At 45.6% G+C, this 13,967-nt stretch carries 12 protein-coding genes and 1 tRNA gene; 6 read left to right on the top strand and 7 right to left on the bottom strand.

From position 1 onward, the window contains the following. Positions 1-4: 4 nt before the first annotated feature. Complete coding sequence (locus B0H50_RS08075) at positions 5-442, bottom strand: DUF374 domain-containing protein (RefSeq protein ID WP_158256495.1); 438 nt, start codon at positions 440-442, stop codon at positions 5-7. A gap of 122 nt (positions 443-564) precedes the next feature. Between B0H50_RS08075 and B0H50_RS08070 the strand changes: the two genes are divergently transcribed. Both B0H50_RS08070 and B0H50_RS08065 read left to right on the top strand, forming a co-directional pair. Then, positions 565-637: transfer RNA gene (locus B0H50_RS08070), tRNA-Cys, on the top strand. A gap of 36 nt (positions 638-673) precedes the next feature. Then, positions 674-1,009, top strand: a complete 336-nt coding sequence (locus tag B0H50_RS08065; protein WP_109587535.1) for a hypothetical protein — start codon at positions 674-676, stop codon at positions 1,007-1,009. A gap of 84 nt (positions 1,010-1,093) precedes the next feature. Here the strand turns inward: B0H50_RS08065 and B0H50_RS08060 are convergent, their stop codons facing one another. Beyond that, positions 1,094-1,639 carry a PEGA domain-containing protein gene (locus B0H50_RS08060; protein ID WP_106198902.1) on the bottom strand — a complete coding sequence of 182 codons (546 nt, stop codon included), beginning with the start codon at positions 1,637-1,639 and terminating at the stop codon, positions 1,094-1,096. A gap of 99 nt (positions 1,640-1,738) precedes the next feature. Between B0H50_RS08060 and B0H50_RS08055 the strand changes: the two genes are divergently transcribed. After that, positions 1,739-3,460, top strand: a complete 1,722-nt coding sequence (locus tag B0H50_RS08055; protein ID WP_106198903.1) for an ABC-ATPase domain-containing protein — start codon at positions 1,739-1,741, stop codon at positions 3,458-3,460. 80 nt (positions 3,461-3,540) lie between these two features. On the opposite strand, the gene B0H50_RS08050 is transcribed toward B0H50_RS08055, so the two are convergent. The 4 genes from B0H50_RS08050 to B0H50_RS08035 all read right to left on the bottom strand — a co-directional run bounded on the left by B0H50_RS08050 (position 3,541) and on the right by B0H50_RS08035 (position 8,791). Next, a complete protein-coding gene (locus tag B0H50_RS08050; protein ID WP_106198904.1) occupies positions 3,541-4,185 on the bottom strand; it encodes a vWA domain-containing protein in 645 nt (214 codons plus the stop codon). A gap of 123 nt (positions 4,186-4,308) precedes the next feature. Beyond that, positions 4,309-5,346, bottom strand: a complete 1,038-nt coding sequence (locus B0H50_RS08045) for a macro domain-containing protein (RefSeq protein ID WP_106198905.1) — start codon at positions 5,344-5,346, stop codon at positions 4,309-4,311. Positions 5,347-5,423: 77 nt separating this feature from the next. Then, positions 5,424-7,295 carry a hypothetical protein gene (locus B0H50_RS08040; RefSeq protein WP_233244646.1) on the bottom strand — a complete coding sequence of 624 codons (1,872 nt, stop codon included), beginning with the start codon at positions 7,293-7,295 and terminating at the stop codon, positions 5,424-5,426. Positions 7,296-7,339: 44 nt separating this feature from the next. After that, a complete protein-coding gene (locus tag B0H50_RS08035; RefSeq protein WP_233244645.1) occupies positions 7,340-8,791 on the bottom strand; it encodes a glycosyl hydrolase family 5 in 1,452 nt (483 codons plus the stop codon). Between the two features lie 265 nt (positions 8,792-9,056). Between B0H50_RS08035 and B0H50_RS08030 the strand changes: the two genes are divergently transcribed. Further along, positions 9,057-9,569 (top strand): hypothetical protein, encoded by a 513-nt coding sequence (locus B0H50_RS08030; RefSeq protein ID WP_106198906.1) that lies wholly within the window; start codon positions 9,057-9,059, stop codon positions 9,567-9,569. Positions 9,570-10,054: 485 nt separating this feature from the next. Here the strand turns inward: B0H50_RS08030 and B0H50_RS08025 are convergent, their stop codons facing one another. After that, positions 10,055-11,032: a PD-(D/E)XK nuclease family transposase gene (locus B0H50_RS08025; protein WP_158256496.1), complete on the bottom strand. Its 978-nt coding sequence runs from the start codon at positions 11,030-11,032 to the stop codon at positions 10,055-10,057. A 487-nt stretch (positions 11,033-11,519) separates the two neighbouring features. On the opposite strand from B0H50_RS08025, the gene B0H50_RS08020 reads away from it, so the two are divergent. Next, positions 11,520-12,971 carry a TolC family protein gene (locus tag B0H50_RS08020; protein ID WP_109587534.1) on the top strand — a complete coding sequence of 484 codons (1,452 nt, stop codon included), beginning with the start codon at positions 11,520-11,522 and terminating at the stop codon, positions 12,969-12,971. Further along, positions 12,968-13,945 carry an HlyD family secretion protein gene (locus tag B0H50_RS08015; RefSeq protein ID WP_106198909.1) on the top strand — a complete coding sequence of 326 codons (978 nt, stop codon included), beginning with the start codon at positions 12,968-12,970 and terminating at the stop codon, positions 13,943-13,945. Before B0H50_RS08020 ends, B0H50_RS08015 begins: the two co-directional genes overlap by 4 nt. Positions 13,946-13,967 lie beyond the last annotated feature (22 nt).

The following is a 13,967-nucleotide window of genomic DNA, read 5'->3' as shown; positions in this document are numbered from 1 at the left end:
CAAATCAAAGATAACTTAAAGAAATTGTCAATTTTGACAACGGCAAAGGAATTTTTGCTGCGTCCCAACTGTGCAAGGTAAAATGCGCTCCATACTGCACGCTGACTTTCCACGCGGGCACTTGCGCTCGTTTCGCAAGCCAACGCGTTCCCGGTTTTTCTTCGCCCGCCGGTCCGCGCGGCCCATCGAGCGCCATCGCGCAAACTTTTCCGCTTTGCAAAAGCCGTAACATTTCCCGAATCGAAAGCGATTCCCGCGAACTTGACCCGCGAACGACCCTGTACCCGAGGTCTGCGGAAATTTTTGCGAGCAATTCGCCATCGGCACTGGGCGAAATAAAAGCTGCAATTCCCCGCTTCCGAAACGCTGCCGCGCCTGCGAATAAATCCCGATGCCAAAGCGCTAAAACCCCCGCCGCATTCAAATTTTCCGAAATTTTCACCGAAATCCTCAAAGAACGCATCCAAAGTTCTATGATTTTGCAAAAAAATCGCCGTTTTAGAGAAAGTTCCGCCATCTTCACCTTGGAAAAATTAAAATTATTTCCTATAATTGGTTTCACCTGGCGACGTACCCAAGTTGGTAAGGGACGGCTCTGCAAAAGCCCCATTCCTCAGTTCGAGTCTGAGCGTTGCCTCGAAAAGAAAAGACGGATGCAAATCCGTCTTTTTTTATGCGTAAAAAAATCGCGTTGAAAATTTTACAAAGCTTTCCAGTAAATCAAATGGAACTGTCCAAGCCCTCTTCTAGCTTCCCAGTAAATCAAATGGAGCTGTCCGAGGGCTCTTCTAGCTTCCCAGTAAATCAAATGGAACCGTCCGAGGCCTCTTCTAGCTTCCCAGTAAATCAAATGGAACCGTCCGAGGCCTCTTCTAGCTTCCCAGTAAATCAAAAGGAACCGTCCGAGGCCTTTTCTAGCTTCCTAGTAAATCAAATGGAACTGTCCGAGACCTCTTCTAGCTTCCCAGTAAATCAAATGGAGCTGTCCGAGGGCTTTTCGGATTTTTAGGAGTTTCTTCTAATTTCTCATTAACAAAAAAGTCCGCGAAAGATTGCTCTTTCTGCGGACTCAAAACGGAAAACTTTTCCGAAATTATTTGTAGCGTTTGCCTTTGCGAGCGTCGAGGGTGACTTTCACGGTCTTTTCGCCTTCGATTTTCACCATCTGTTCTGCCATACGACCGTTGTTGCATTCTGCGCGAACCATGTGGTCGCCAGCGTCGAGGTTGTTCACAGTTAACGGTGCGCCATCGGTACGGTCTGCGTTATCGCCGTCCACATAAATAATGCACTTGCCCGGGAGAGTTGTAATTTCGACGTGGCCTTTCGGAATCACGGTGCCAAAATTAAATTGATTGCGCTTATCGTTACCCGGCCAAATATTCACGCGTTGATTCACCAATTCATAACCTTGATCGACGACGATTAAAGTCTGGCGTCCCGACTTGACCTGCATGTTTTCAATCGGGCTCTTGCCCAAAAGTTCGCTGCCGAGATACACTTCGCTGTTAGGCGGTTCTGTGATAATCGTAACGGTTGCAGCCTGTCCGCGAGGTGGCGGTTCTTCGGCAAAAGCAAGAGCGGCACAGAGCGAAAGCGATACTGCGCTAAAAGCAAAAAGTTTCGAAATGAATTTCATTTTAAGCTCCTTAAAATCGTTATTAAGATATAAAGAAAATCGCCCTTTGCGGAAAGATGCGATGTAAAAATTCCCTTATAAATTGTACTTTTTGGAGAAATGAAAGAACTTTATCAAAAATTGCGCACGTTTACCGGAAAAAATTACGGTTTATACAAAAGTCTCGTCGGAAAAATTTGGAATTTCGGCGATTTTGATTTGGAATTTATCCATGTGCAAGGCGATCCGTTTGCGCCTGCGTCTAGGCTTAAATTCAAAGCGCCCATTGAAATTTTGGGAATTCCTGCCGAATGGGGAAACTTCCCGACGAAGCGTCTCGCCCTCGCCGATTTTTTGCTCCGAAAAATTGCAAACGAAGTCAATTCCCGAAGCGAAGCCGCGAAAGAAAACGGTGAAAAATTTCTGCTGAATGTGCAGACTCCGGGCGAAGAAATTCTCGTCCGCAATTCTCTTTGGGTCGGCGGACCTTCGGAAAACGCAGGGAAAGCCATCGTCGAACTCATGCTTTCGGTGGATCTTCCGGGCGACAAACGCACGATTGATGTTTCTTCTGCCGCAGAAATTTTGACTTCGACGATTCCCGATTTGTTGATGAGTTTATACTTAAACTCCGACGCCGATAAAAAAGAAGCGCTGCGTTACATCGAATCTTTAGAAATCCGCGAAGCGTTGCTTGCCGAAATGCAAAAGCGAAATTTCATCGCCTTCGTTCCCGACGGTGCAATTCTTCCGCGAGAATCGGGCGCAAGCGATAAGCCCAAAGCGGGAGCTATTCCCTTTACTTCGCCCGAAGAATTGCGCGAAACTTTTGAAGTCTGCGGGAAAAAAATTTCGGGCATGGCAATTTCCAAAGGCATTACCATTATCGCGGGCGGCGCTTACCACGGAAAGTCCACGCTTTTGTCTGCGCTCGAAAGCGCTGTCGTGCCGCATATTCCTGGTGACGGACGCGAATGGATTGTGACGGAAACGTCGGCGATGCGCATCGCTGCAGAACCGGGTCGCATTGTCCGCGGAACACGCATTGCGCCCTTTGTGCGCGAACTTCCGTTCCACACTTCGACGGAAAATTTTGAAACGCTTTCGGCTTCGGGAAGCACAAGCGAAGCGGCGAATGTGATGGAAGCGTTGGAATTTGGTTCGCGGACTCTTTTCATTGACGAAGATGCTTCGGCGGTCAATTTTCTCATACGCGATGCGCGGATGCGGGAACTTGTCGGCGAAAAAGATGAACCGTTAATTCCTCTTTCGGATCGCGCGGACGAACTCAAAAATCGCGGTATCAATTTGGTCTTAGTCATCGGAGCCTGCGGCGATTATTTGCAAAATGCCGACACCGTTTTGGTGATGAAAAATTATAAACCATTTTGTGAAACGAAACGCGCCAAAGAAATTGCGCAAAAGTCATCCGTTCAAAAACCGCTTTCCAAGTTACCGCCGTTCGGAGAATTCCGTTCTCGGAAATTGCTGCAAATTGCCGAAGCGCTTCTCCCCGGCATTAAAACGCGTAATGCGGTGGAGCGTCAAGTAAAAGTGCGTCTCCGCGGAAAAGAAATGGCGATTGGTTATGTGCAAGCAGACTTGCGAGCGCTCTTCCCACACGCCGAAACGGCAACCTTGAGCGGACTTGGACTTTTCCTTTTAAACTTGCTGCAAAATGTCGAAGACATCCCCGCCGATGAAGCGATTCAAAAGTTGTATACGCAAATTCAAAATGTCGGCTTCCGCCGTTTGCCGCAAGGATTTTCCAAAGATTCGGAACTTCCGCGGAAAGAAGAAATTGCAGCCGCTCTTCTTCGCTGCAATCTTCCGATGACATAAAATCAAACGCATTAAAACGAATCCCCCGAAAGCTTATTTAGCTTTCGGGGGATTTTTGCAATCTGCAAATCGCTTTTTATTTATCTGCGTTTCTTGTAATCGGCTTCGACTTCTTTTTTCCAGTTGCGGTTGCGAGCCCTGCCTTTTCGGATATCGCTGATGACAGCACTTTCGGCGCGGCACATCACTTCGATGCCCATTTCATCATTTACAAAATTTGCCGCGCGGTCTTCGTCAATGCCGTAATGACGCGCGGTTTCGATTGCGTCAATGTTTGCTCCCAAGAAGATGAATTCCCAACCGTATTTTCTCTTTTGGCGTTCAACCATCGCGCGCACCTGTGCAGCATCGTAACGGTGACTCGAATTTTCGTAGCCGTCGGTCGTAATGATAAAGACGGTTTTTTCGGGACGGTCTTCATCGCGGGCGTATTTGTGCACATTTCCGATGTGATGAATAGCTCCTCCGAGCGCATCGACAAGAGCCGTGCTGCCGCGAACAAAGTATTGCTTGTCGGTCATGGGTTCGATTTTTTCAAGGTTTACGCGATCATAAAGCACTTCGGATTTGTCGTCAAAAAGAACTGTCGAAATAAGCGCTTCGCCCGGTTCCTTTTTTTGTTTTTCAATGGTCGCGTTGAAGCCGCCAATGGTATCGGATTCAAGCCCGCTCATAGATCCGCTGCGGTCCATAATAAAAACGATTTCGGTAAGTCCTTCCTTCATATTGAGCCTCTCTTTTTTGATGCGTTTGCGCAGAATAGCGCCGCATTTGATAGTCTCAATATAGGTTTGGAGATTCTCGCCGTGGTCTCCTGCCAGGCGACATTTTAAAAGGCGATTTTTGAATTAAATTGCACCGAGCGCTTTTTCTTTGCGCTTGATAAGTTCATCGTTAATGTATCCGATATCGTAAATTTGATGTTCGATAAAAAATTGAACGATAAGATCGGCATAGCTTGAATTTGAAAAGGCAAAGCCTGCGCGCGAAAGCAAATCTTCGGTTTCGTCAAGGTCAAGTTTTAACGATACGGCAAGGGCAAAGACAGTCGCTTTTTGCGGGCGATAATTTACGTCTTTTCGAATTTTTGCAAAATGTCTGCGGTCAAGTGTTGCGCGGGTATAAACCGTTTTATCGTCGAGATTTTTTTTCTGAATGTAATAGTAAAGTCGCTGTTGAAATGTATCGCTCTTCGCATCGAGACGTTCTTCTAATTCGCTTTCGATATTTTTGAGTTTTCTAAAAACGGGCGCTTCTTCAAGTGTGCATTTTTGGCATTTTTGATAAATTTCCGGAGCCCCGAGAACAGCGTTTTCATTTTCAAAAATCACAGATTTAATTGACTTTTCGTCGCTTTCAAAATTATCGTCGATGTAACGCTGAATCGCAAGAGAAAGTTTCTCGCTCGCCTTGATGGAATTATCATCGTAAAGCACCAAGAAAACGTTCAAAGAATTTTCATTTTTCAAAAAATCTTCGATGGAATCCTTGGCGATTTGAAGTGCAATTTTTTTGGGAAATTTATAAACGCCGCTTGACAAAAGTGGAAACGCAACCGACTTGCAACCAAGCGATAAAGCTTCTTGCAATGCGCGTTCATAGCAAAATCGCAGCGCAAATTTTTCGCCCGATTCGCCCTCATTCCACCGCGGAGAAACCACATGGATAATGTACTTGGCGCAAAGTGAAAATGCACTCGTATGCGAAACTTCACACACTTGCATCTTGCCGATTTTTTCTCGCGCTTTCAAAAGTTCATCATAGCCCGCCGCTTCATAGATGCAAGATTCGGTACTGCCTCCGCAAATCGGGAAAGGATTTGCCGAATTGACAATCGCATCAGCGCTCACTTTCGTAATATCATTTTGAATAATTTTTAACGGCATATTTCCCTCAAATTTTTATTAAAATAAAAAACTCCCACCCGAAAGTGAGAGTTTTAATTTATCGAAAAGATTTTGGATTAGTATTGCGCCTTCAAAGCTGCCGGGCATTCGACTTCACGATAAGTGTGATTCGGATTTCCTGCGGCATTCATCCAAGTTGCAAGGAACAAGCAACCTTCTTTCGCCACCGGATCGTTAGCAAAAGTAGAGTTGCACTTTTGAGTCAAGCACTGCTTACGCGCATTCGTAAGAGTTGCGCCCGATTTGCTATAGCCAACTTCTGATTCACAATCCGAAAGAAGTCCGCCGTATTGTTGACCCATAGCACCCCAGCCCATATTGGCGCAGCCATTATAAATGCCCACACCACCGCCAGGAATCATCACGTCAAATTGTCCCTGTTCCACATCCGCTCCGACATTCGACGCCATAACGACAAGAACCTTTCCTTTAAGTCCCTGATGCGGATCCTTCGTTTCATATTTACCTGTACCGTCGAAGGTAAGAGCGTAGCAGTGACCGCACTGCCCGCCGTTTGAAGCCGGAACCGCAGCAAAAGCGTATGCAAGATTATCGTTTACAATAATCGGCATTTGACTCTTACAAGTCGAAGCATTACCACCTTCGCAAACGCTTGTGGCGTTCAAATCCGTGATACGAGTAGAACCATTTGCATTGCAAAGTCTCGCTTCGTTGCCTGCGCCAGCGTTATTTGTCCAAGAGCAGCTTGGTTTGCAGCAATCCCAATAACGAGTTGCCCAGCCCGAACCGCTTGCGCCACCAGCGACATACTTAAGACCTGTATCGCCTCCCGTAGTCGTCGAAGAACTTGACTTCGCAGCCGAAGAACTAGAACGCGCAACCGAGCTCGAAGACTTTTGTTGTTGCTGACTGCTCGAACTCTTGACCGAGCTAGAAGACTGCGGTTGGGTACTGCCGCCCTTTGCTGTTACATTCAAAGTCAGAGCTACGGGAGTGCCATCGATAATCCAAGTTTCCGTCACTTCGCCGATTTGGAAACTTTCAGGAACGGTGCCGTTAATCGTGAAAGTCTTTGCACTCGCATCGTACTTGAGATCGTTATCGCTAATGAACCAAGCATTCCAAGACTGTCTAGACGGCTGCGCTTTTAAATTGCTGACGGAGACTTGGCTAATCTTTTGCCCTTGAGCTACCGTCTGCGTTAAGCTTCCGGAAATAGTCAAATCACCCTTCACTTCAACTTGTTGCTCGTTTTCGGAGCTAGAGCTCATCTGCGGCTGTTCCACAGAAGAAGAGGAAACCGTCGAAGACGAAGAAGCCGGAGCCGAGATGACTTTACCTTCTAAGTCCACCACCGAACCGTTATTCAGCTTCACGTAACCAGTCGTCGCATCAAATGTTCCGACGACATTGCCGTTGGCATCGCGGACTGTCATATCGGAATAGATATTACCCACTGCCGAAGGCGCGACCAATGTCGCTTCCGGATCTGCAGCAACACTCGAAGAGGATTCGATGAAGCCGTTGCTCGAAAGCGGTTTATCGCTCGGCTGAATTTCGTTGCCGTTCAAATCCACAATAGAGCCGTCTTCTTTGGTAATCGTTGCGCCATCTGCGCCCAAAGAACCGATGACGTTTTCGTTCAAATCGGTGACGACGCCGTTCTTATTGATAAGGAATCCCGCCGAAGAAATGCTCGGAAGAACCGTCGTATCTGCAGCAAAGATCACGCTGCCGTCTACACTGCTCACGACAGTGCCGTCGGCATTTAACTGTCCAACGACAGATCCGTTTGCATCCGAGACTTTACCCGTCGCCGGATCAATCGTAAAACCGCCCAAATAGTAGGGCAATTCTGCCGTTGTCGGGAGCGGATTTTCCGAAGGTCCCGAAGAAGAACTTTCGCTACAGTTCCACGCAAAAATCGCAAAACCGAGAACGATAAAGGGTAAATAACGTTTTTTCATAGATCCTCTCTGTTTCCCAGCACACTCACACCACTTTGTGAAACTTATTTACAAGCACCTTTGGCTCTCATATCGTCAGGGCATTCGCAGCCTTTGTCCGTACAATTCAGCGTTTCAAGTTCATCGCCTTGCTTGTAAGTGGACCAGTCTGTATGCCATGCGTAATTATTCGACTTTTTGGTGTTAATCGTTGTCAAGTAATGATCCAGCAAATATTGCGGGCATTCAACTTCTTCCCATTGGTAAGTCGGATTGTCTGCAGCCATATACCAATCAGCAAACCAGTGGCAACCGCGGAGCAAATTCGGAAGCCCAGCATTCCCAAAGGCATCATCGCACATCGTTTTCACGCAGGATTGATATGCCTCCAAACTCGCATCATAACCCAGCTTGCCTTGGCAATAAGTGAGAAAGCCGCCATATTGAGCGCCCCATTCAATGTTCTGACCATTCACTTGAATATTCAAAGCGTTAAAGATACCAGGTCCACCACCCGGAACCATCAAATCGAATTGACCATCTTTCACATCGTGGCCAATGTTAGAAGTCATAACGACAATGTGTTTGCCTTTAAGAGCTTTATGAGTTTCTTTGGGTTTATTCGAAGACGATTCGTCGTTAAAGCTTCCGTCATATTGCAAGTGGAAGCATTTTCCACAAGTCGTGCTCGAACCCGGACCTGCCACATAAGCATACGAAAGAGTATCGTTCACCGCAATCGGCGCCATATCGGTGCAAGTAAATACGCCCTTTGCGCCTGCACTAGATTCGCAAGCAGAAGTCGTGCCTTCATAGCCAATCCAGTATTGTTGAACATCGTGGCTGAGGGTAAAGGTAGGAACTTCTACATCATTGATATTGCAGTTACGAGCCGTTGTCATGCCCTTTTCATAACTTTCTTGGGTCGTTGTATCCGTTTTTCCTTCTTCGCCCTTAGCAATCCAAGAGCAGTGCGGTTTACAAGCATCCCAATAACGCGTGTTCCAGCCGCGCGTGCCGTTACCCGAAATATTTTTATAAGCGGCAACGGGGTATTCGCTAATATCTTTAAATCCCGAATTCGGATCAACTGGGGTAATGTTAATGGAGCTAGAGCTCACTTCTACCGCTGCCGAAGAAGTCGGAAGAATTGCCGAGGACATCGGATCGACGGAAGCCGAAGAAGTCGGGGCGACAATTTCGCTCGAAGAAGAAGTCGGCGCCGAGATGACATTCCCGTTCAAATCGATGACAGAGCCGTCATTTAATGTAATATAAGTCGTATTTGGGTCAAAAGTTCCGACGACATTGCCAGCTTCATCGCGCACGGACAAGTCCGAATAAATATTTCCCACAGGAGAAGGCGCAACGATAGTTGCATTCGGGTCTAAAACCGGAGCTGCCGCACTCGAAGACGACAATTCCACCGGATCGGAGCCGCTCGAAGAATCAGAGCAATTCCAAGTAAGCGCCGCTGCGCTCAAGATGAGCATCGCTTTTGTAAAAGGAAACTTCATAGGTACCTCAGTCCCGTCGGACTATTCAAATTTGACGCCTATAAAATACACCCAAATAGGTAAAACAAATGTAAAATTCTATAGACTGTGATTTAAAGCGTTCCGAAAGTGTTCACAAAATGAATTTCGACAGAAAAAATTGTTTCGAGACGAACATAAAATCAAATAAAAAATTGCAAGAGAAAAACAAAAACTTTTCATTTTATCTAGACAAAACTGTTTTTTTTTGTTACTATACAGCAAACTTTTTATAAAGGAGTTCAAAATGAAAAAGTTAATTTTTAAATCCAGTTTTGTCGCTCTCTCATTTTTCTTACTTTTGCTCACAAGCTGCGCAAGAACTTCCACAAACTTGAGAGAACAAAATATCAATCCCATTTCAAATTATACGGAATCCGATGTTTTGGCACTCGGATTATGGCAAGTCAAAATTTTAGGCCCCGTGTTTTTTGAAAAGCAACAAAAATGTTCCAAAGTTGATTTTATGCAATACGCTCAATTACGTTTTGCCGACACACAAGATGTAATCAATTTGATAATGCAAGAATCCAAAGTTTCTACCGGTTCTGGCAATTCTGTCGAAGTCAGTTACTCTTGTAAATATTACGGAACGGCAATTACTTACAAAGAATTAAACTTGGAAGAAGCAAAAGAATGGGGAAAACTCAAATGGTCCGTAAAAACGGATTCTGCCGCGAATCAAACCTCGAATGCTAACTCCAATTCGCCGACCTATTTGACTCCTCTAACAGAAAGCAACTCTCAACAACAACAATAAGCGTTTGAATTCACAATGACTCGTAGCAATACGAGCCATTTTTGTATAAAGCTCACAATTTCTTGACTTCTTAATTGGAAAAAATCTACGCCGAAGGCGCGCCATTATTTCCAATTGTTCATTGTGCATTGGCTAATAATGCATAATTGATAATGAAGAATTAACAATTATAAAGTTAGGCGCTTCGCTGCTATTTATAACAAGCGCGCCGCAGACACATCCGCTGTGTCATTCTGAGAGGAGTGCGGAACAAGGTGTCTGTGTCATCCTGAACGGAGAACCGTAGGTTCGCAGTGAAGGATCTAGCGTTTTTTTTCGCAGTGGGAACTGCTAGATCCTTCGCGTTGCTCAGGATGACATGCGGGGCATTGCGAAGGGATGACAAACTCTGTGTCATTCAGAGTGAAGCCGTAGAAAAGCATGAAAAATATGAAGGGAAGTGAGGAATGTTAATAACAAAAAGAACCGCTTTCGCGGTTCTTTTGTTACAATGCTTTGATTTCGTCGATCGTGAGGCCGGTAATTTGAGAAATGTCGGAAAGAGGATAGCCTTTATCGCGAAAACCTTTGGCGAGGGAATATTTTTCTTGCTGAATCCCTTTCTCTTCTGCGGCATTGACCATCGCCACGACGCGTTGTGCGCGGATGTATTCAATATCTTCGGTCATAGCAATTTCCTTTTCTTGTTTTTCGAGAAGGTTTTCGTTTTCGTCGTTTACTGCAATGCGGTTTAACGCTGCGGCAAAAGTTTCATCGGTGAACTGGGGAATCGTTTGCGAACCGGCATTTTTCAAAATGTAAAGCCATTTATCTTCGGCAGTTACAAGTTTGTTTGCAGTTTTCGAAAACTTTTGCAGTTCGTAGATAATATAAGAATTTTTCGGGGTCAGCGTTTTTAAGTTTCCGTGGTGAATTAAATTCTTGCTGTAGAGACTAAACTCGTCGCGGTATTCTGCGATTTCCTTGAGCTCCGGAATTTCAAAATCGCAAATCCAAATTGAATACAATTTCGGGAGCTCGTAGCGAGTCAATTTTTTCTTCAAATCTTCGAGAGTTTCGTTTTCAATTTTAGAATCGTTCTGTTTCTTTTTGGCTTTGATTTCTTTTTTCTGCAATTCGTCTTTTGAATTCAGAAGCAGCATTGCATTGTAAATTTGAATCCGATCCAAGTAATCGCAGTAACCCATCCGCTGCATTTCAATATCAATCCGTTCGTCATTTGCCGTGATCGCGTGAATGTCGAAGCGAACCATCAGCGGATGCGGAATGTTAATCGTAATTTCGCATTCGTGTTGGACTTTTTCGAGCTTTTGAATTTGCTCGGCTTTCTTCAAATGCAATGCCGCATTCAAGAAGCTAATTAACGCATCGTCACGGCCAAAAAGAGCGTGGAATGCGGTGTTGTATTTCGGGTCAAGATAATCTTGCCCTTGGAAAATGGAAGGAATTTTTGATTTTGCCATTTTGTTCTCCATAGAGTTTCAAACAGAGACATTTCTGCTTAAAATTTTCAAAATGACGCCTTTATCTTTAAACGCTTTAATCAGTAAAAATTTTCCAAAAGTAAAGAAGATTTTACTTAAAAATGAAAAAAGTTGAAATCAATGCATAATTGAAAATTAACAATTAACAATTATAAAGTTAGGCAGCTTCGCTGCAGTTTATAACCCGCGCACCAAAGGTGCGCCTAATTCTCAATTGTTAATTATGCATTGTTCATTGAAACTAGCGCTTCGCGCGGGAAAATGCAAGATCTTAGAACTTAGAGCTTAGAGTTTAGAATTTCTAAGATCTAAGCTCTCAGTTCTAAGTTCTCAAAGCTTCGCGCGGCTTCGCCGCATCAAATTTTACATTCCTAATTCCCCCTTTTTTCCCCTAAATTCCCCCTTTCGTCAACAAAAGCGACATTTTGACATTTTTAATTGAACATTTTTTTAATTTTAAGATAAAATGAAACGAATTGCTACGACAGTTGCTTTTTTAAGTTTTTCAGCGTTTGCGGCGTCGCTTTCGATTGACGATGCGATTGCAATTGCCAAAGAAAAAAATCCGCAGATTGTGGTGAACAAAACGCATTTAGAAAAAGCAGAAAGTCAAAAGACTTCTGCGCGGTCGCTTTTTATGCCGCAGTTGACTCTGGCGGGAAAAGTGACAAAAATCAACGACCCGATTATGATTGATTTGACGCCAGTGCGGACAGCGATTGTCGGGTCCAATTACGCATCCACTTATGCAAGCGTTTATGGGGTGACTGCTCCCACTGCGGGCGAAGCTACCGCTGATGCGATGGCAAAACAAGCGGCCGGTGCAGGCAACGCAAAATTTGCGGCGCAAGTTCCCGAAGATCAATTCAAAATTCAAGTGCAAGACGATTTATTCTTCAATGCGTCAGCGACTCTCATTTGGCCCATTTTTACCGGCGGAAAAATTTTCTCGGCTTACAAAGCTTCGACAGAAAATGTGGACGCTCAAAAATCTGCATTTAGCATGGCCGAAAATTCCATTTTATCACAAGTCTGCGGGCGTTATTTTACAATGCGTCTCGCCGAAGAAATGGTCGCACTCAGAACCGATGCGTTAAACACAATTCAAGTCCACGCAGATCAAGCGAAAAAACTCGAAGAAGGCGGTCAAATTTCGCGGGCAGAGCGCCTCCGCGCCGAAGTCGCTCTCGTCGAAGCGATGACGGAAAAGGATAACGCCGAACGCGACCTTTCGCTTGCACGTCTTGCTTTGGCAAATAGTTTGGGGTCAAACGATACCGCACTTGTTGCGACAACGCCGATTACAACTGTCGCTATCAACGGTTCGTTGGAAGATTACAAATCCCGCGCCACGCAAAATTATCCGGGCATTAAACAATTAGAACAAGAAAAAAAGCGCGCCGGGCGCGCCGTCACAGCAGCCCGCGGCGATTACTTCCCAACCGTCGCCCTCTTCGGGAAAAAAGAACTTTATACAAAAGACTTGACCATTCTTGAGCCCGAATGGGCCGTAGGCGTTGCCGTCGAATGGAATATTTTCCACGGCGGCGAAACCGTGGGAAAAGTCGCCGGAGCGAAATCGCAAGAACGCGAAGTTGAAAGTTTGGAACATCAAGCGGTGCAAAATATTTCGCTCTTGGTCGAGAAACGTTTCCGCGAATACGAACACGCCAAAAGTCAACTCGAAACATTATCCAAGACCGAAGAATTGGCAAAGGAATCTTTAGAAGATCAGCAGAAAGCGTTTAATGCGGGCATGGGCACAAGCCTCTCTGTCGTCGATGCAGAACTTTCGCTCGAACGTTTACGCGTCGCTACTCTCAAAGCCAATTACGATGCGATGATGGCTCTCGTCGGTCTTCTCGAAACTTGCGGTGAAGTTGAAAAAATCGGGCAATATCTGGAGAATCAAAAATGAAACGCATTCCTGAAATTTTTCTGCTCATAATTATTATCGCGTTAATCGTCGCAGCATTTGGTGCGATTAAACATTTTGCGCTCACGCCGACGCAAGAATTTTTGCAAGGTCAAATCGACGCCCGCCGCGTCATGGTCGCCGGGAAACTCGCCGGTCGCATTAGCGAATTTTCTGTCCGCGAAGGCGATAGTGTAACGAAAGGCGACCTCATCGCCGAAATTTATTCGCCCGAAGTCGAAGCGAAAAAGATGCAAGCCGACGGCGCTTACAAAGCCGCCAAAGCCCAAGCGAACAAAGCGCAAAACGGAGCCCGCAGCGAACAAATCGACGCAGCCAAAGCGACGATGAACCGCGCCATCGAAGCCGCAAAACTTGCAAAGACAACTTACGAACGCGTGCAGAAACTTTTTGACGAAGGCGTTCTCCCCGTGCAAAAGCGCGATGAAGCCGAAACCAATATGAATGCAGCAAACGCTCAAGTCGAAGCGGCAAAAGCGCAATACACTTTGGCGGTAAACGGCGCACGCAGCGAAGACAAAGCCGCAGCCAATGCACTCGTTCTCCAAGCGAACGGCGCCAAAGCCGAAGTCAACGCTTACTTAAATGAAACGAAAATTGTCGCGCCCATTTCGGGCGAAGTCACTCTCAAAATTTCCGAAGAAGGCGAAGTCGTCGGCGCAGGAATGCCCGTCGTCGCCATTACCGATTTAAAAGATGCGTGGGCAGTTTTCAACATCCGCGAAGACGCACTCAAAAATGTGACGAAAGGAAAAACTTTTGAATTATACATTCCCGCATTAGATAAAAATATTCCGATGACCGTTTACTATATCGCCAGCGCAGGAAATTATGCGATTTGGAAAAGCAGCCGCGAAAGCGGAGGATTTGATTTAAAAACATTTGAAGTACGCCTCCGCCCGAGCGCTCCCGTTGACGGATTACGTCCCGGCATGACCGCTCTCTGGAAACGTTAAGCGAGGCAAAATTTGCTGCGGA

The sequence above is a fragment of the Hallerella porci genome, from assembly GCF_003148885.1.
In the GTDB taxonomy this organism is placed as follows: Bacteria; Fibrobacterota; Fibrobacteria; order Fibrobacterales; family Fibrobacteraceae; genus Hallerella; species Hallerella porci.
Note: the sequence above shows the minus strand (reverse complement) of the source record. Positions and strands in the feature narration are given on the sequence as shown.